Source organism: Streptomyces sp. NPDC090798 (assembly GCF_044768965.1).
Lineage (GTDB): Bacteria > Actinomycetota > Actinomycetes > Streptomycetales > Streptomycetaceae > Streptomyces.
On record NZ_JBIVXA010000003.1, the window covers coordinates 373,216 to 390,489 of the forward strand.

A 17,274-nucleotide genomic window follows, 5' to 3' on the forward strand; every position below is an offset into this window, starting at 1 on the left:
CCGGTCGGGCACACTCCGTCCATGGACTGGAGCCATTACCGCTTCCGCAGTGTGTGGGCCCTGCCCGCGCCGCCCGCCGAGGTCTTCCCCGTTCTCGAACAGGCCGAGGACTACCCGCGCTGGTGGCCCCAGGTCCGTGAGGTGACCCGGATCGACGAACGCAGCGGCACCATGCGCATCCGCTCGCTCCTGCCGTACGACCTGGTGTTCACTGCGCGCGAGCTGCGCCGCGACCCGGCGGCCGGGGTCCTGGAGATCGCCATGGCGGGCGACCTCGACGGCTGGGCGCGCTGGACGCTCACCACCGCCGGGTCCGGCACCCGCGCCCAGTACGACCAGGAGGTCGATGTGAGCAAGCCGCTGCTGCTGCGGTTCGCGGTGCCGGGACGGCCGGTGTTCCGCGCCAACCACGCCCTGATGATGCGCGCGGGACAGCGCGGACTGGCGGCCCGGCTCACGGGTGACTGACGGCTCACCTCGAAGCGGTTTGAACCACACCCGCAGGGACCTGTATTGTTCAGTGCGTTCCCGGGCGATTAGCTCAGTGGGAGAGCGCTTCGTTCACACCGAAGAGGTCACTGGTTCGAACCCAGTATCGCCCACCCGGAAAAGACCGGTCCGTCACAGACGGACCGGTTTTTCGTTGTCCCGCACGCACTCAGGCCGCCGCCGGCAGTTCCGGACGCAGTGGCCACGCCGGATCCACCGCCTCCGGCGTACCGCTGCGCGCGAACCACGCCTGAAGGCCGCGTGCCTGTGCCGCGTGCCACACCGACTGCAGGGTGTGCAGCTCGGCGGGGGAGAGCCGCTCCAGCCGGGTGGCGAAACGACGCCCCACGGCTCGTACGACCTCCATGGCGGCCAGTGCGTCCGCCGCCGCGTCGTGCGCGCCCTCCAGCACCACGTCGTAGTGCGCGCACAGGTCGGTCAGGGTGCGGCGGCCCTTGCGATAGCGGTCCAGATGTTTGTCCAGAACCCGCGGATCGAGCACGCGCAGCGGCGCCGGCTCGAACCACCGGTCGAGACAGGTGGCGCGATGGCGGCGCAACTCCCGGTCCAGGAGCGTCAGATCGAACGGCGCGTTCATCACGACGAGCGGGCGGCCCGCCGCGGCCTGTTCGCCCAGCACCCTGGCTATCTCGTCCATCACAGGCGACGGCCAGCGGCCGTTGCGCTGAAGGTGTTCGTCTGTCAGCCCGTGCACCGCCGTCGCACCCGCGGGCACCGGCACTCCCGGGTTCACCAGCCAGCGGGTCACCCGGGGCCGGGAACCCGCGGCGTCCTGGACGACGACGGCGGCCGACACGATCCGGTCGGTCTCGACGTCCACGCCCGTGGTCTCCGTGTCGAACGCGGCCAAAGGGCCTTCGTACCAGCACGTCATACGTACACAACTCCTCGTTCACCCACGGCAGCTGACGCACCGTCTTCTGCCTGTTTGGTGATACCCGGGCTGTTTGCGCCGTACGCCGGAAGGAGACAACACAGGTACGGGTCTTTGCAGTTCAGCGGCCCGTCGCGGGGAATCACTTGGCTTGGAAGGCTGTTGGACTCATGGCACTCGCGCAGCCCGAGCGGGGCGGGCTGCTGCCCCAGCGGACGGCACCCCATCGCGGCACACTCGCCACCACCGCCTGCATGGAGACCTTGCAGGTGGGCTACTTGCACGCCGTCGCGGCCGCGGCGGGCTGTTCGCTGTCCCAGCCCTTTCCCGACAACGGCATCGACTGGCACGTCAGCCACAGCGCCCCCGGGCACACGGTCGACGACGAAGTCACCATCAAGGTGCAGCTCAAGTGCACGTACCAGATCCCGCCGAACCCGCCCGGGCCCGCCTTCTCCTTCACGCTCGACAACGAGCACCTGGCGAAGCTCGCCCGCACCCCGGTCTCGGTGCACAAGATCCTGGTCGTGATGCTCGTGCCCAGGTCCCAGGACGACTGGCTGCGCGCCAGCCACGACCGCCTCGACCTGCGGCACTGCTGCTACTGGATCAACCTCGCCGGCCACGCGATCACCGGCCGGCGCCGGACCACCGTGCGTATACCGACCTCGCGCATCTTCGACGACAGGGCGCTCTGCGAGATCATGACGAGGGTCGGGACGGGAGGGAAACCTTGACACACCGCCCCATCGACTCCATCGGCGAACCGCTCCGGCCGGTCAGGCCGCACCCCGTCGAGTCCCACTGGACCGAGCCGCCCGAGCCGGGCCAGGTCGACCCCGCCGTCCTCAGCGCGCTGCTGCAACGCCACGGCTGGCAGCGCCGCGGCGGAGCGGCCGGACGGTACGGCCGCTGGACCCCACCCGGGCCCGGTGGCGGCGGCACGAGCCTGCTCGTGCCGGAGAACCGGGCCTTCCCCGACAGCGACGACCTCCTCGGCGAGGCGCTCGTCGCGCTCTCCCGCAGTGGCGCGCCGTCCGCGCGCGACGTCCTGGTCGCCCTCGCCGTGCCCAGCGACGAGATCCGCTGGTGGCGCGATGTGCCGACCGGACCCGTGGGCGCCACGTCCTGGAGCGTGGAGGAGCGGCTGCGCTCGGCCGCCCGCTCGATGCTGCTAGCGGCGGCGCTCGCCACCCGCGCGCGTGCGGGCTATTACGGCGTCCGCCACCGCAGGCCCGCCGCCGCTTCCCTGGAGAACATCCTTGTCGGCGCCGACCCCGGCGGGCGCCGGCTCACCGCCTTCGTGCCCGTCGACACCGGCCGGCCGCTCTCCGTACGCCTGCACCAGGCGCTGTACGCCGTCCGCGAGGCCATCGACTACCAGCGCGCCACCGGCGGTATGGACGCCTTCGACGCGGCCGTCGAGGCGGGCGTCAGCCATGAACTCACCGAGGCCGTCGTCGCCCTCGTGCGCGGCACGGAGGGCGCCCGGATCGCCGTCGAGTGGGCGCCCGCCGCCGGGGTCCCCGAGGGCTGTGCGGCGCCCGACGAGGCCGTCGAGTTCTCGCCCGGCGACCTGCCCGTCCTGCGCGAGGCCGGGGCCCGCTATCTGCGCGCCGAGCCGTCCGTACCGGTGCGCCTCACCGGAACCGTGGTGCGGATGCGCAGGTCCCAGCCGCGTGGCGAGGGGACCGTGCGGCTACGGGTGATCGCGGGAGCGGAGGTCCAGCACGTCCGCATGACGCTCGACGAGGAGGCGTACCGGATAGCGGGCCACGCCCATCTGGTCGGGCTGCCGGTGCGGGTGCTGGGGCGGCTGGAGAGCCGCGGCGGCTTCCGCAGGCTCACCGACGCCTCCGGGGTCGTACCGGTGCAGGTGGACGAGGCCGAGCGGGACCGGCTGATGAAGTCGCTCCAGGAGACCGCAGAGATCACGGCCTTCTTCGAGGAGGCGTGCGGCGGGGACTGAGGGCTTTGTGGAGCTTTGCCGGCAACCGTTTCGCGGAGGGTGCCCCGGGCTCGGTACGATCGCCCTTGAATTGCGTGCGCAATAAAAAGGTGCGCGTCCCCTTCAGTCAGGAGAGACCGGTGTCAGACGTCCGTGTGATCATCCAACGCGATTCCGAGCGGGAAGAGCGCGTGGTGACGACGGGCACTACGGCCGCCGACCTCTTCACGGGCGAGCGCACCATCGTCGCGGCCCGCGTGGCCGGCGAACTCAAGGACCTCGCGTACGAGGTGCGGGACGGCGAGGAGGTCGAGCCCGTCGAGATCTCCTCCCAGGACGGCCTCAACATCCTGCGCCACTCCACCGCGCACGTCATGGCGCAGGCCGTGCAGGAGCTCTTCCCCGAGGCCAAGCTGGGCATCGGCCCGCCGGTCAAGGACGGCTTCTACTACGACTTCGACGTCGAGCGGCCGTTCACGCCCGAGGATCTCAAGGCCATCGAGAAGAAGATGCAGGAGATCCAGAAGCGTGGCCAGCGCTTCTCCCGTCGTGTGGTCACCGACGAGGACGCCCGCGAGGAGCTCGCCGCGGAGCCGTACAAGCTGGAGCTCATCGGCATCAAGGGCTCCGCGTCCTCGGACGACGGCGCGGACGTCGAGGTCGGCGGTGGCGAGCTGACGATCTACGACAACCTGGACGCCAAGACCGGCGAGCTGTGCTGGAAGGACCTCTGCCGCGGTCCCCACCTGCCCACCACCCGCAACATCCCGGCCTTCAAGCTGATGCGCAACGCGGCCGCCTACTGGCGCGGCAGCGAGAAGAACCCCATGCTCCAGCGCATCTACGGCACGGCCTGGCCCTCCAAGGAGGAGCTGAAGGCGCACCTCGACTTCCTGATCGAGGCCGAGAAGCGCGACCACCGCAAGCTGGGCAGCGAGCTGGACCTCTTCTCCATCCCGGACCAGATCGGCTCCGGCCTCGCCGTCTTCCACCCCAAGGGCGGCATCATCCGCCGGGTCATGGAGGACTACTCGCGCCGCCGCCACGAGGAGGAGGGCTACGAGTTCGTCTACACCCCGCACGCGACGAAGGGGAAGCTCTTCGAGACCTCGGGCCACCTGGACTGGTACGCCGACGGCATGTACCCGCCCATGCAGCTCGACGAGGGCGTGGACTACTACCTCAAGCCCATGAACTGCCCGATGCACAACCTGATCTTCGACGCGCGCGGCCGCTCGTACCGTGAACTGCCGCTGCGCCTCTTCGAGTTCGGGACCGTGTACCGGTACGAGAAGTCGGGCGTCGTGCACGGCCTGACCCGCGCCCGTGGCTTCACGCAGGACGACGCGCACATCTACTGCACCAAGGAGCAGATGGCGGAGGAGCTCGACAAGACGCTCACCTTCGTCCTGAACCTGCTGCGCGACTACGGCCTGACCGACTTCTACCTGGAGCTGTCCACCAAGGACCCGGAGAAGTTCGTCGGCTCCGACGAGGTCTGGGAGGAGGCCACCGAGACGCTGCGGCAGGTGGCCGAGAAGCAGGGCCTCCCGCTCGTCCCGGACCCGGGCGGCGCCGCCTTCTACGGTCCGAAGATCTCCGTCCAGACCAAGGACGCGATCGGCCGGACCTGGCAGATGTCGACCGTGCAGCTGGACTTCAACCTGCCGGAGCGCTTCGACCTGGAGTACACCGGCCCCGACGGCTCCAAGCAGCGTCCGGTGATGATCCACCGCGCGCTGTTCGGCTCCATCGAGCGGTTCTTCGCGGTGCTCCTCGAGCACTACGCGGGCGCGTTCCCGGCCTGGCTGGCGCCCGTGCAGGCGGTCGGCATCCCGATCGGCGACGCGCACGTGGAGTACCTGCAGAAGTTCGCCACCGAGGCGAAGAAGAAGGGTCTGCGGGTCGAGGTCGACGCCTCCTCCGACCGTATGCAGAAGAAGATCCGCAACGCCCAGAAGCAGAAGGTGCCCTTCATGGTCATCGCGGGCGACGAGGACATGGCGGCCGGCGCCGTCTCCTTCCGCTACCGCGACGGCTCGCAGGAGAACGGCATCCCGGTCGACGAGGCGATCGCCAAGATCATGAAGGTCGTCGAGGAGCGCGCACAGGTCTGACGCGCAGGTGCGACACGTACGGTGCCTCCTTGACGCGTACGTGGCCGAAGGCCCCCGGAGAGCTCAGCTCCCCGGGGGCCTCTCCTTGTCCCTGATCTGGTCGTACCTGTTCTCATCGTTCTCGTCCTCGCGGGCGAACACCTGGAGCAGCCAGGACGAGAACGAGCCGGTCACCGCGCCGAGCAGTGCCAGACCGCACACCATCAGCACCGACGCGATCGTGCGCCCCATCGGGGTCACCGGCACCACGTCTCCGTACCCCACCGTCGTGAGCGTGGTGCAGGTCCACCACACCGAGTCCCCGAAGGTGCGGATCGAGGCGCCCGGTGCCCCGCGCTCCTGCTGGTAGACGGCGAGGGAGCCCGCGAAACCGAGCAGCGCGGCCGACAACCCCGCGTAGAAGACCACGCGCGCGTGCAGGGAGAGACGGGGCTCTCCATGATGACGCTGCACGGCCTCGTAGACCTTGACGATGCGCAGTGGACGAAGCAGCGGCAGCAGGAGCGCCAGGGTGTCCACCGGGTGCGCGCGGACGAAGCCGAGGCGCTGCCCGCTCAGGCGCCAGCGCACCGCGTAGTCGACGCCGAACAGCGCCCAGGCGGCCAGCATCGCCGCCAGACAGACCTCCCGCCAGACGACGGGCAGCGTGTGCCCGAGGACCAGCACGGCGTAGGCGGCGAGAAACGACACCGAGGCCAGGCTGAGCGGGACCTCGGTGCGCCGTTCCCACCGGGCCTGTCGGCTGTCGTCGTCCATCGGCCCAGCTTGGCCCGGAGAGCATTCGGGAGAGCCCCGCCGACACGCCGCGAACGGGCGAAGCAATATGCTGCACCACATGACGAGTGAGCCGGAGCAGCAGATCGGAGTGGGAACGCAGGACGCGTTCCAGCGCTTGTGGACGCCCCACCGGATGGCTTACATCCAGGGCGAGAACAAGCCCACCGGCCCGGGGGCCGACGACGGCTGTCCGTTCTGCTCGATCCCCGCCAAGTCCGACGAGGACGGGCTCATCGTGAGGCGCGGTGAGCAGGTGTACGCGGTGCTCAACCTGTACCCGTACAACGGCGGCCACCTCATGGTCGTGCCCTACCGCCATGTCGCGGACTACACCGACCTGACCGACCCGGAGACCGCCGAGCTCGGCGAGCTGACCAAGCAGGCGATGACCGCGCTGCGCACCGCCTCGGGCGCGCACGGTTTCAACATCGGCATGAACCAGGGCACGGTGGCGGGCGCGGGCATCGCCGCCCACCTCCACCAGCACATCGTGCCCCGCTGGGGCGGCGACACCAACTTCATGCCGGTCGTCGGCCACACCAAGGTGCTCCCGCAGCTCCTGGCCGACACCCGCAAGATGCTGGCAGAGGCCTGGCCGACGCACTAGTTCAAACGGGGGGACCCGTTGACAGGTGCCCCCCCGTCGACGCGCCCCTTCAGGGGCGCGGGGAACTGCGCGACCAGCCCCCGACGACCGTCACTCTGCGCACCGGCCCATCCCGCCCCTCCGCCGCTCACGCATCGTAGAGGTCGGCCTTCCGAGGCGACGGATCCTGCACCGCCGTGCTGAGGAACGCCGACCGGTTACCGAACTTCTCCGTGTCGACCCCGTTCTCGTCCAGCACCTTGATCGCCGCCGCGTGCACGACCCGGAGCACCGGCGTGGCCGCCCGCAGGGCGTCGTCGGCCATGAAGCGGTGCCGCCAGGGCTGGTCGGCCCACGCGTGCCGCAGGCCGAACGGCTCGGGCAGCGTCAGCTTGCCGCCGAGCCAGTTCAGCAGCGGCGGGTACCCGGTGAGCGGGGCGCGCGCGGTGAGCCGTACGACCTCGTCCGTGGTGACCAGCGGCAGCTTCACCTTGCGGGTCTCCCAGAACTTGACCGCCTTGGCGACCTCCTTCGTCGGGGCCTCGGGCTTGCTGGTGAACAGGGAGTTCACGGGACCCAGGGCGTGCCCGGTGACCTCGATGCGCAGCGTCTCGTGCAGCACGGTCACGGTGATCAGCATGGTGATGATCAACTGGCCGTCCCACAGGGTCCACTGCACGCCCAGGTAGTGCCGCTGGCCGCTGCCGAACTGCTGCTTGTTGCAGATGTCCTGTATGGCGTGGCTCTTGATCGTGTACGCCTCGACGTCCGTGCCGCCCGGCCGGGACACCTCCTTGGCGTTCTCACCGATCGGCGAGACGATCCAGTGCTTGATCGAAGGGGTGGGGAAACCACCGGTGTTGAGCGGGCCGCGCTCCAGCATGCGGAGCTTGTCGTGGATGTTGCGGACGACGTCCCAGCTGCGGAAGGGGTGGATCTCCTTGTCCGGGTCCTTGGGGACGAGGTCCTCGGCGAGCTGCCAGCTGCCCCAGCGGGTGCCCATGCCGAGTATGCCCTTGGGCCCGGCGTAGAACACCGAGTTGGACTGCTGCTCGGCGCCGAGGGCGGCCAGGGCCTGGCGCAGCCGCTCGGCCGCCGTCTCGCCCGGACTGCCGGGCACCGCCTCCGGGATCTTGGCGCCGAGGCCGCCGCCGGACAGCAGGCTGTCCCAGCGCTCACGCAGGTCCTTGGCGGTCCGCTCGCAGATCTGCTTGGCCCAGAGCCAGCCGATCACCGGGAGGACCACCGACGCACGCGCGTACCAGGCCCAGAAGCCGGTGAAGGGCATGCGGACGAGGAAGACCACGGCGAGGGCGCCGAAGGCGACCAGGAGCGTGGTGCCGAGGGCGCCGGCGCGCTTGTTCGTCTGCTTGGCGATCATGGACCGGAGCTGGAAGACCAGCAGCCAGACCAGCAGTCCGGGCAGGAACAGCACACCGCACAGCACCATGACGGCCGACAGCCAGTTGTCCCGCTCCCGGCGGATGCGGTTCGCCGCGAGGCAGTGCTCGACGACGACCTGCGGCTCGGTGCCGAAGGACTGGATGAGGGGCTTGCGGCCGGCACCCAGCATGCGGTCCACCACCGCCCGCCCGAAGGCCTCGCCGAGGTTGGGCCGGAAGATCGTGGCCCACTTGCGGCCTGAACTGACGGTGGACTCGTGCCACTGGTTGTTCGTCTTGAGGATCTCGCCGACATCGCTGTCCCGGTACGCCGCCGAGGCCAGGGCGAAGGTCGCCGCCGTCTGTCCCGCGGAACCCGAGAGCGGCACCTGCGCCCCGGGAGTGAAATCGAAACCGTCGAACGCCACTTCCGCCCCCATCGCCGCCGCACCCGCTCCTGCGGCTTTCCCGACTTCCCTGCCCCGCACACCTGTTGATCAGGTCATCGTCTTGATCAGTTCCCAGAGTATCGGCCGCGACCGACATTCGTCGGCGGACGGCCGAAGCCGCCCGCCGAGGGTGAGGGGAGCCGAACCGTCAGGCGTTCTTGGCCTGTTCGCGCATCCTTTCGGCGATCTGTGACGGCATCGGCTCGTGCCGTGCGTAGGTGCGGTTGAAGCGTGCGGTGCCGTGCGAGAGCGAGCGCAGATCCACGGCGTACCGTCCGATCTCGATCTCCGGGACCTCGGCCCGTACGAGCGTGCGTCCGCCGCCCGCCTGCTCGGTGCCGACCACCCGGCCACGCCGCCCCGACAGGTCGCTCATCACGGCGCCCACGTACTCGTCGCCGACCAGGACCGTCACCTCGGCCACCGGCTCCAGCAGATGGATCCTGGTGTCGGCGGCCGCCTCGCGCAGGGCGAGTGCGCCCGCGGTCTGGAACGCCGCGTCGGAGGAGTCCACGGAGTGCGCCTTGCCGTCGAGCAGGGTGATCCGTACGTCGATGAGGGGATAGCCCGCGACCACGCCCTTGGCGGCCTGGGTCCGCACCCCCTTCTCGACGGAGGGGATGAACTGCCGGGGCACGGCCCCGCCGACGACCTTGTCCACGAACTCGATGCCCGAGCCGTTCGGGAGGGGTTCGACCTCGATCTCGCAGATCGCGTACTGCCCGTGCCCACCGGACTGCTTCACATGGCGGCCGCGCCCCGCGGCCTTGTCCGCGAACGTCTCCCGCAGGGAGACCTTGTGCGGGACCACGTCGACCTGGACGCCGTACCGGTTGCGCAGCCGCTCCAGGGCGACGTCGGCGTGGGCCTCGCCCAGACACCACAGGACGACCTGGTGGGTGTTCTGGTTCTGTTCCAGGCGCATGGTGGGGTCCTCGGCGACCAGCCGGCCCAGGCCCTGCGAGAGCTTGTCCTCGTCGGCCTTGCTGTGCGCCTGGATGGCGAGCGGCAGCAGCGGGTCCGGCATCTGCCAGGGCTCCATCAGCAGCGGGTCGTCCTTGGCCGAGAGCGTGTCACCGGTCTCGGCCCGGTTGAGCTTCGCCACGCAGGCCAGATCGCCCGCGATGCAGTGCGTCAGGGAGCGCTGCTGTTTGCCGAACGGCGCGGACAGGGCACCGACACGCTCGTCGACGTCGTGGTCCTCGTGCCCGCGGTCGGCCAGCCCGTGCCCGGAGACGTGCACCGTCTCGTCGGGGCGCAGGGTGCCCGAGAAGACGCGGACGAGGGAGACCCGGCCCACATAGGGGTCGCTGGCCGTCTTCACGACCTCCGCGACCAGCGGCCCGTTCGGATCGCAGGCCTTGACCTCGCGCTCCTGCCCTTCCGGTGTCGTCACGGTGGGCGCCGGGCGCTCCAGCGGGGTCGGGAAGCCGCCCGTGACGAGTTCGAGGAGCTCGACGGTGCCGAGCCCCTGGCGGGCGCCCTCGGCGGCGGGCGCGGCCGCCAGGACCGGGAAGAAGGCCCCGCGCGCCACGGCCCGCTCCAGGTCCTGCACGAGCGTCTTGACGTCGATCTGCTCGCCGCCCAGATAGCGGTCCATGAGGGTCTCGTCCTCGCTCTCGGCGATGATCCCCTCGATCAGCCGGTTGCGCGCCTCCTCGATCAGCGGCAGCTGCTCCGGTGCCGGCTCGGCCTCCTTGCGCTCCCCGGAGGAGTAGTCGAACAGCCGCTGTGTGAGGAGCCCGATCAGCCCGGTGACAGGGGCGTGCCCGTCGGGCCCCTCCGCGCCGTGCAGCGGCAGGTACAGCGGAAGTACGGCGTCGGGGTCCTCAGCGCCGAAGGCCTCGGCGCAGATCCGCGTCATGTCGTCGAAGTCGGCGCGCGCCGACTCGAGGTGGGTGATCACGATGGCGCGTGGCATGCCGACCGCCGCGCACTCCTCCCACACCATCCGGGTCGAGCCGTCCACCCCGTCCGAGGCCGAGACGACGAAAAGGGCCGCGTCCGCGGCGCGCAGACCGGCCCTGAGTTCCCCGACGAAGTCGGCGTATCCGGGGGTGTCGATGATGTTGATCTTGTATCCGTCCCAGTCGACGGGTACCAGGGAGAGCTGCACCGAACGCTGCTGCCGGTGCTCGATCTCGTCGTAGTCGGAGACGGCGGTGCCGTCCTCCACCCTGCCCGCCCGATTCACCGCTCCCGCCGTCAGCGCGAGAGCTTCCACCAATGTCGTCTTGCCGGATCCGCTGTGGCCGACCAGCACCACATTCCGTACGGACGCGGGGTGGTCGGCCGCTGTAGCCCTGCCGGCGGCTCCGGAGTGTGCGTTCGCCTTGTCGCCCATGGTCTTGCCTCCCGTGCACGGTGAGGTCTCTTTGGGCGCGGGCATACGGATCCGCGTGCGGTGCGGCTCCGATGACGCCCGCGGTGTCTTCGAGCTTTGCACTCACGTCACGGTGCGTCCATACGAGGGACGCGATCCCGCCGTGACATCGATGGCATCCCACCGTGACACGGGTGCGGGTGCCCGGCCGTCGCACAAGCGCGCGCGTGACTACGATGGGCCAGCCGGTGGCCAGCAGGGGCCGCGCGGCGACACCGACCCTCGGGAAGGCCATGCTGAACAAGTACGCGCGTGCATTCTTCACGCGTGTCCTCACACCGTTCGCCGCGTTTCTCATCCGTCGGGGGGTAAGCCCCGACACGGTCACCCTCCTGGGTACGGCCGGAGTCATGGCGGGCGCGCTGGTCTTCTACCCCCGGGGGGAGTTCTTCTGGGGCACGATCGTCATCACGCTCTTCGTCTTCTCCGACCTGGTCGACGGCAACATGGCGCGCCAGCTCGGCCGCTCCAGCCGCTGGGGCGCCTTCCTGGACTCCACGCTTGACCGGGTCGCCGACGGCGCGATCTTCGGCGGATTCGCGCTCTGGTACGCGGGCGGCGGAGACAACAACGCCCTGTGCGCCGTCTCGATCTTCTGCCTGGCCAGCGGCCAGGTGGTCTCGTACACCAAGGCCCGCGGGGAGTCGATCGGCCTGCCCGTCGCCGTCAACGGCCTGGTCGAGCGCGCCGAGCGCCTGGTGATCTCCCTGGTCGCGGCGGGCCTCGCGGGGCTGCACAAGTTCGGGGTGCCCGGCATCCAGTGGCTGCTGCCCGTCGCGCTGTGGATCGTCGCCGTCGGCAGCCTGGTCACGCTGATCCAGCGTGTCGTCACGGTGCGCCGGGAGTCCGCGGAGGCGGACGCCGCGGCCGCGGCGCAGAACAGCGGGGCCACGTCGTGACCAGTCTCCAGGAGAAGCTGGTGGACGGGGCGTACGCGCTCGGCTGGAGCACCGTCAAGAAGCTCCCGGAGCCGGTCGCGGCGCGCCTGGGCCGCACCATCGCGGACATCGCCTGGAAGCGGCGCGGCAAGGGCGTACAGCGGCTGGAGAGCAACTACGCGCGCGTGCTGCCCGACGCGACCCCGGAGCGGCTCGCCGAGCTCTCCCGGGCGGGCATGCGCTCGTACCTGCGCTACTGGATGGAGTCCTTCCGCCTCCCCGCCTGGAGCAAGGAGCGCGTGCGGACGGGCTTCGACTGCAAGGACGTGCACCATCTGACGGACGGGCTCGCCTCCGACCAGGGCGTCATCCTGGCCCTGCCGCACATGGGCAACTGGGACCTCGCCGGCGCCTGGGTCACCACCAAGCTGGAGACCCCGTTCACGACCGTCGCCGAACGCCTCAAGCCGGAATCGCTGTACGACCGTTTCGTCGCCTATCGCGAGGGCCTCGGCATGGAGGTCCTGCCGCACAGCGGAGGCACCGCGTTCGGCACGCTGGCCCGGCGGCTGCGGGACGGCGGACTGATCTGCCTGGTCGCCGAGCGCGATCTGTCGGCCTCGGGCGTCGAGGTGGAGTTCTTCGGCGAGACGACCCGGATGCCCGCGGGCCCGGCGCTGCTCGCCCAGCAGACCGGAGCCGTCCTGCTGCCGGTCACGCTCTGGTACGACGACTCACCCGTGATGCAGGGCCGTGTGCATCCCCCTGTCGAGGTCCCCCAGTCAGGCACCCGGGCCGAGAAGACGTCTGTCATGACACAGGCGCTGGCCGACGCCTTCGCCACGGGTATCGCCGAACATCCGGAGGACTGGCACATGCTGCAGCGCTTGTGGCTCAAGGACCTCGATCCCGGGAAGGATCCTGGCAGCAAGGTTCCAGACAACAAGGACTCTGACCACGCCCAGAGGGATCCCGAGAAGAGGACTCCGTGAGGATCGGCATCGTCTGCCCCTACTCCTGGGACGTGCCGGGCGGCGTCCAGTTCCACATCCGTGACCTGGCCGAACACCTCATCCGCCGCGGACACGAGGTCTCCGTGCTCGCCCCCGCGGACGACGAGACACCGCTGCCGCCGTACGTCGTCTCGGCGGGCCGCGCGGTCCCGGTGCCCTACAACGGCTCCGTGGCGCGCCTGAACTTCGGCTTCCTGTCGGCGGCCCGGGTGCGGCGCTGGCTGCACGACGGCACCTTCGACGTGATCCACATCCACGAGCCGGCCTCGCCCTCGCTCGGTCTGCTCGCGTGCTGGGCCGCGCAGGGCCCCATCGTCGCCACCTTCCACACCTCCAACCCGCGCTCGCGGGCCATGGTCGCCGCGTACTCGATCCTCCAGGCGGCCCTGGAGAAGATCAGCGCGCGGATCGCGGTGAGCGAGTACGCCCGCCGCACCCTCGTCGAGCACCTGGGCGGCGACGCGGTCGTCATCCCGAACGGCGTCGACGTCGACTTCTTCGCCCGCGCCAAGCCCAAGCCCGAGTGGCAGGGCGACACGCTCGGCTTCATCGGCCGCATCGACGAGCCCCGCAAGGGCCTGCCCGTCCTCATGAAGGCCCTGCCCAAGATCCTCGCCGAGCGCCCGGGGACCCGGCTGCTGGTCGCCGGACGCGGTGACGAGGAGGAGGCCGTCGAGTCGCTGCCCGCCGAGATGCGCTCGCGCGTCGAGTTCCTCGGCATGGTCAGCGACGAGGACAAGGCCCGCTTCCTGCGCAGCGTCGACCTGTACGTGGCTCCCAACACCGGCGGCGAGAGCTTCGGCATCATCCTCGTGGAGGCGATGTCGGCGGGCGCGCCGGTGCTGGCCTCCGACCTCGACGCCTTCGCGCAGGTCCTCGACCAGGGCGCGGCCGGCGAACTCTTCGCCAACGAGGACGCGGACGACCTGGCCGCCGCGGCCCTGCGCCTGCTCGGCGACCCCGAGCGCCGGGCCGAACTCCGCGCGCGGGGCAGCGCCCACGTACGGCGCTTCGACTGGTCGACCGTCGGCGCGGACATCCTGTCCGTCTACGAGACGGTGACGGACGGCGCGGCGGCGGTCGCCGCGGACGAACGGACGGGCCTGCGGGCGCGGTTCGGGCTGGCCCGGGACTGAGCGCGCGGGACACGCCGACGCCGGGCGGGGCGGGGCGTGCTGAGCGCCCCCGCGCGGGGAACGTTTTCGGGGCGGTCGCCGCGGCGCCCTGGTGGCTGGGCGTCGAGGGGCCCACTGGCGCGCGCCCGAGGGCCCCGGTTCCGACCGCGAGGCCGAGAGGGAGTACGCGGCGCGCGGTGGCCCGGCAGGTCGCCGCTACCCCTGGGGGACGAGTTCCCCCCGGCCGGCCCGGAGCGCGTGAACACCTGGCGTCCCGTTGGACTGCTACGAGCCCAACGGCTCTGGCCTGTACACCACTTCGGGCAACGTGTGGGAGTGGTGCGCGGACGTCTTCACCGCGCCCTCGGGGACTTCGGCCGAGACCTCGGCGACGGACCCCGGCCGGGCAGGTCGTCCGCCGGGTCTCGTACCCGTGCCACGTCTTGTACTGCAACCGCTACCTCCACCGGGCACGGCGGTTTCCGTTGCACATGGGACGTGGGGGAGGGGTGACCACACCCGGGTAGCCTTGCCGCCCGTGACCGCAACCCTCATCTGGATCCTCGTCGGCCTCGTCGCGATCGGCCTCTACCTGAGCTGGACCGCGGGGCGTCTCGACCGGCTGCACGCCCGGATCGACGCCGCCCGCGCCGCGCTCGACGCGCAGTTGTTGCGCCGTGCCTCGGTCGCCCAGGAGCTGGCGACCTCCGGGGTGCTCGATCCCGCCGCCTCGATCGTGCTCTACGAGGCCGCGCATGCCGCGCGGCAGGCGGAGGAGGAGCAGCGCGAGGTGGCCGAGAGCGAGCTCAGCCAGGCCCTGCGGGCCGTCTTCGGAGAGGCGCAGCAGGTGGAGGCGGTGCGGGAGGCGCCTGGTGGGGATGCGGCGGCGACCGAGCTGGCGCAGGCGGTGCGGCGGGTGCCGATGGCTCGGCGGTTCCACAACGACGCGGTACGTGCCGCCCGCGCTCTTCGTCGCCACCGCAAGGTCCGCTGGTTCCGCCTCGCCGGTCACGCGCCCTTCCCCATGGCCTTCGAAATGGACGACGAGCCCCCCACCGCCCTGGCGGACCGCCCCACGACCTGACGACGGGGGTTGCTATCGGCCGGGTGGGTGGTTGCTCCGGGGCCGCAGGCCGGTGGGGGCGGCCCGCGCAGTTCCCCGCGCCCCTGGGGCGAGGCCGCGCCCCGAATCCCCGCCCGCCCGTTGCCTTTTGGCTGACGGCGGGTGGGTGCTGGTCGCGCAGTTCCTCGCGCCCCTGGGGCCGGGGCTGTGCCCCGGGTTTCCGCCTGCCCGTTGCCTTTTGGCTGACGGCGGGTGGGTGCTGGTCGCGCAGTTCCTCGCGCCCCTGGGGCCGGGGTTGCGCCCCGGGTCTCCGCCTGCCTGTGGTCTTTGAGCCGACGGCGGGTGGGGGCTGGTCGCGCAGTTCCCCGCGCCCCTGGGCTTTCAGCCTGTCCGGCGTTTGAGGACGAGGCCGTTCAGGCCGATCGGGGGGCTGGGGGCGGAGCCACCGGGGATGGGACGGGTAGGGGCGGCGGGGGCGAAAAGGATCCACCGGCTCCCCATTGGCCCTTGCTGTGGACTGGTCCACTCACGTTTCCTCAGTGCTGCAGAAACCCTCTTTCACCGAGTGAGGTCAACCCGTGTCCAGCACGCTCTCCAACACCGCCCAGTCCGCCGAGAACCCCGCAACCGGCACCGCCCGCGTCAAGCGCGGCATGGCGGAGCAGCTCAAGGGCGGCGTGATCATGGACGTGGTCAACGCCGAGCAGGCGAAGATCGCCGAGGACGCCGGCGCCGTGGCCGTCATGGCCCTGGAGCGGGTGCCCGCCGACATCCGCAAGGACGGCGGCGTGGCCCGTATGTCGGACCCGAACATGATCGAGGAGATCATCGACGCGGTCTCCATCCCCGTCATGGCCAAGTCCCGCATCGGCCACTTCGTCGAGGCCCAGGTCCTCCAGTCCCTCGGTGTCGACTACATCGACGAGTCCGAGGTCCTCACCCCGGCCGACGAGGTCAACCACTCCGACAAGTGGGCCTTCACCACCCCCTTCGTCTGTGGTGCCACCAACCTCGGCGAGGCCCTGCGCCGCATCGCCGAGGGCGCCGCCATGATCCGCTCCAAGGGCGAGGCCGGCACCGGCAACGTCGTCGAGGCCGTCCGTCACCTGCGCCAGATCAAGAACGAGATCGCCCGGCTGCGCGGCTTCGACAACAACGAGCTGTACGCCGCCGCCAAGGACCTGCGCGCCCCGTACGAGCTGGTCAAGGAGGTCGCCGAGCTCGGCAAGCTCCCGGTCGTGCTGTTCTCCGCCGGTGGTGTCGCGACCCCCGCCGACGCCGCTCTCATGCGTCAGCTCGGCGCCGAGGGCGTCTTCGTGGGCTCCGGCATCTTCAAGTCCGGCGACCCGGCCAAGCGCGCCGCCGCCATCGTGAAGGCGACCACCTTCTACGACGACCCGAAGATCATCGCGGACGCCTCCCGCAACCTGGGCGAGGCCATGGTCGGCATCAACTGCGACACCCTCCCCGAGACCGAGCGCTACGCCAACCGCGGCTGGTAAGAGACCGGACACACGAGACCGGACAAAGGCATCACGTACATGACTGACGCACCTGTCATAGGCGTCCTGGCACTCCAGGGCGACGTACGGGAGCACCTCATCGCCCTGGCCTCGGCCGACGCCGTGGCCAGGCCGGTGCGGCGTCCCGAGGAGCTCGCCGAGGTGGACGGCCTGGTCATCCCCGGCGGCGAGTCCACCACCATCTCCAAGCTGGCCGTCCTGTTCGGCATGATGGAGCCCCTCCGCGCGCGTGTGCGCGGCGGCATGCCCGTCTACGGCACCTGTGCGGGCATGATCATGCTCGCCGACAAGATCCTCGACCCGCGATCGGGCCAGGAGACGATCGGCGGCATCGACATGATCGTGCGCCGCAACGCCTTCGGACGTCAGAACGAGTCCTTCGAGGCGGCGGTCGACGTCCGGGGCGTCGAGGGCGATCCTGTAGAGGGCGTCTTCATCCGCGCCCCCTGGGTCGAGTCCGTGGGCGCCGCGGCCGAAGTGCTCGCCGAGCACGAGGGCCACATCGTCGCCGTACGTCAGGGCACCGCGCTCGCCACGTCGTTCCACCCGGAACTGACCGGCGACCACCGCGTGCACGGCCTGTTCGTCGACATGGTGCGCGCGAACCGGACACCGGAGTCCTTGTAGGATCTGGGGGTCCCCCAGATCCTCAAGGT

15 protein-coding genes, 1 tRNA gene and 1 pseudogene are annotated in these 17,274 nt (G+C 70.6%); 13 read left to right on the plus strand and 4 right to left on the minus strand.

The features are described from left to right. The first annotated feature begins 21 nt into the window (after nt 1–21). Together ACIQTP_RS09245 and ACIQTP_RS09250 are read left to right on the plus strand one after the other, a co-directional pair. On the plus strand, nt 22–468 hold the full coding sequence (locus ACIQTP_RS09245; RefSeq protein WP_403397826.1) for an SRPBCC family protein: 447 nt from the start codon (nt 22–24) through the stop codon (nt 466–468). A 62-nt stretch (nt 469–530) separates the two neighbouring features. After that, nucleotides 531–602: transfer RNA gene (locus ACIQTP_RS09250), tRNA-Val, on the plus strand. A gap of 56 nt (nt 603–658) precedes the next feature. Here ACIQTP_RS09250 and ACIQTP_RS09255 read toward each other — a convergent pair. Further along, entirely contained in the window at nt 659–1,384 is a 726-nt protein-coding gene (locus ACIQTP_RS09255) for a 3'-5' exonuclease (protein WP_402047834.1), read from the minus strand. A 170-nt stretch (nt 1,385–1,554) separates the two neighbouring features. On the opposite strand from ACIQTP_RS09255, the gene ACIQTP_RS09260 reads away from it, so the two are divergent. The 3 genes from ACIQTP_RS09260 (at nt 1,555) to thrS (ending at nt 5,449) form a co-directional block, all read left to right on the plus strand. Continuing rightward, complete coding sequence (locus tag ACIQTP_RS09260) at nt 1,555–2,121, plus strand: DUF4365 domain-containing protein (protein WP_054233932.1); 567 nt, start codon at nt 1,555–1,557, stop codon at nt 2,119–2,121. Then, entirely contained in the window at nt 2,118–3,353 is a 1,236-nt protein-coding gene (locus ACIQTP_RS09265) for a hypothetical protein (protein ID WP_403397829.1), read from the plus strand. The genes ACIQTP_RS09260 and ACIQTP_RS09265 overlap by 4 nt, the downstream gene beginning before the upstream one ends. 119 nt (nt 3,354–3,472) lie before the next feature. Then, on the plus strand, nt 3,473–5,449 hold the full coding sequence (thrS, locus tag ACIQTP_RS09270; protein ID WP_403397831.1) for a threonine--tRNA ligase: 1,977 nt from the start codon (nt 3,473–3,475) through the stop codon (nt 5,447–5,449). Between the two features lie 63 nt (nt 5,450–5,512). On the opposite strand, the gene ACIQTP_RS09275 is transcribed toward thrS, so the two are convergent. Further along, on the minus strand, nt 5,513–6,205 hold the full coding sequence (locus ACIQTP_RS09275) for a potassium channel family protein (RefSeq protein ID WP_403397833.1): 693 nt from the start codon (nt 6,203–6,205) through the stop codon (nt 5,513–5,515). A 67-nt stretch (nt 6,206–6,272) separates the two neighbouring features. On the opposite strand from ACIQTP_RS09275, the gene ACIQTP_RS09280 reads away from it, so the two are divergent. Next, on the plus strand, nt 6,273–6,833 hold the full coding sequence (locus ACIQTP_RS09280) for an HIT domain-containing protein (protein ID WP_095855764.1): 561 nt from the start codon (nt 6,273–6,275) through the stop codon (nt 6,831–6,833). Nucleotides 6,834–6,960: 127 nt separating this feature from the next. Here ACIQTP_RS09280 and ACIQTP_RS09285 read toward each other — a convergent pair whose 3' ends face one another. Both ACIQTP_RS09285 and ACIQTP_RS09290 read right to left on the minus strand, forming a co-directional pair. Continuing rightward, on the minus strand, nt 6,961–8,634 hold the full coding sequence (locus ACIQTP_RS09285) for a hypothetical protein (RefSeq protein WP_402047847.1): 1,674 nt from the start codon (nt 8,632–8,634) through the stop codon (nt 6,961–6,963). 157 nt (nt 8,635–8,791) lie between these two features. Continuing rightward, nucleotides 8,792–10,987, minus strand: a complete 2,196-nt coding sequence (locus ACIQTP_RS09290; protein ID WP_403397835.1) for an elongation factor G-like protein EF-G2 — start codon at nt 10,985–10,987, stop codon at nt 8,792–8,794. A 215-nt stretch (nt 10,988–11,202) separates the two neighbouring features. Between ACIQTP_RS09290 and pgsA the strand changes: the two genes are divergently transcribed. The 7 genes and pseudogenes from pgsA (at nt 11,203) to pdxT (ending at nt 17,245) form a co-directional block, all read left to right on the plus strand. Next, on the plus strand, nt 11,203–11,925 hold the full coding sequence (gene pgsA / locus ACIQTP_RS09295) for a phosphatidylinositol phosphate synthase (protein WP_079064919.1): 723 nt from the start codon (nt 11,203–11,205) through the stop codon (nt 11,923–11,925). Next, nucleotides 11,922–12,896 (plus strand): phosphatidylinositol mannoside acyltransferase, encoded by a 975-nt coding sequence (locus tag ACIQTP_RS09300; RefSeq protein ID WP_403397838.1) that lies wholly within the window; start codon nt 11,922–11,924, stop codon nt 12,894–12,896. The genes pgsA and ACIQTP_RS09300 overlap by 4 nt, the downstream gene beginning before the upstream one ends. Beyond that, nucleotides 12,893–14,053 carry a glycosyltransferase family 4 protein gene (locus ACIQTP_RS09305; RefSeq protein ID WP_355309689.1) on the plus strand — a complete coding sequence of 387 codons (1,161 nt, stop codon included), beginning with the start codon at nt 12,893–12,895 and terminating at the stop codon, nt 14,051–14,053. The genes ACIQTP_RS09300 and ACIQTP_RS09305 overlap by 4 nt, the downstream gene beginning before the upstream one ends. A gap of 256 nt (nt 14,054–14,309) precedes the next feature. After that, a pseudogene (locus ACIQTP_RS09310) lies at nt 14,310–14,357 on the plus strand (hypothetical protein); the annotation flags it as partial. A 213-nt stretch (nt 14,358–14,570) separates the two neighbouring features. Continuing rightward, nucleotides 14,571–15,116 carry a hypothetical protein gene (locus ACIQTP_RS09315; RefSeq protein ID WP_402047853.1) on the plus strand — a complete coding sequence of 182 codons (546 nt, stop codon included), beginning with the start codon at nt 14,571–14,573 and terminating at the stop codon, nt 15,114–15,116. 557 nt (nt 15,117–15,673) lie between these two features. After that, nucleotides 15,674–16,597: a pyridoxal 5'-phosphate synthase lyase subunit PdxS gene (gene pdxS / locus ACIQTP_RS09320; RefSeq protein WP_403397841.1), complete on the plus strand. Its 924-nt coding sequence runs from the start codon at nt 15,674–15,676 to the stop codon at nt 16,595–16,597. 39 nt (nt 16,598–16,636) lie between these two features. Further along, nucleotides 16,637–17,245 (plus strand): pyridoxal 5'-phosphate synthase glutaminase subunit PdxT, encoded by a 609-nt coding sequence (pdxT, locus tag ACIQTP_RS09325; protein WP_266416278.1) that lies wholly within the window; start codon nt 16,637–16,639, stop codon nt 17,243–17,245. The last annotated feature ends 29 nt before the right edge of the window (nt 17,246–17,274 follow it).

Coding starts and splice junctions, on each gene's coding strand:
- ACIQTP_RS09245 (WP_403397826.1), top strand. CDS start 22: ATGGACTGGAGCCATTACCGCTTCCGCAGTGTGTGGGCCCTGCCCGCG.
- ACIQTP_RS09255 (WP_402047834.1), bottom strand. CDS start 1,384: ATGACGTGCTGGTACGAAGGCCCTTTGGCCGCGTTCGACACGGAGACC.
- ACIQTP_RS09260 (WP_054233932.1), top strand. CDS start 1,555: ATGGCACTCGCGCAGCCCGAGCGGGGCGGGCTGCTGCCCCAGCGGACG.
- ACIQTP_RS09275 (WP_403397833.1), bottom strand. CDS start 6,205: ATGGACGACGACAGCCGACAGGCCCGGTGGGAACGGCGCACCGAGGTC.
- ACIQTP_RS09280 (WP_095855764.1), top strand. CDS start 6,273: ATGCTGCACCACATGACGAGTGAGCCGGAGCAGCAGATCGGAGTGGGA.
- ACIQTP_RS09285 (WP_402047847.1), bottom strand. CDS start 8,634: ATGGGGGCGGAAGTGGCGTTCGACGGTTTCGATTTCACTCCCGGGGCG.
- ACIQTP_RS09290 (WP_403397835.1), bottom strand. CDS start 10,987: ATGGGCGACAAGGCGAACGCACACTCCGGAGCCGCCGGCAGGGCTACA.
- pgsA (WP_079064919.1), top strand. CDS start 11,203: ATGGGCCAGCCGGTGGCCAGCAGGGGCCGCGCGGCGACACCGACCCTC.
- pdxT (WP_266416278.1), top strand. CDS start 16,637: ATGACTGACGCACCTGTCATAGGCGTCCTGGCACTCCAGGGCGACGTA.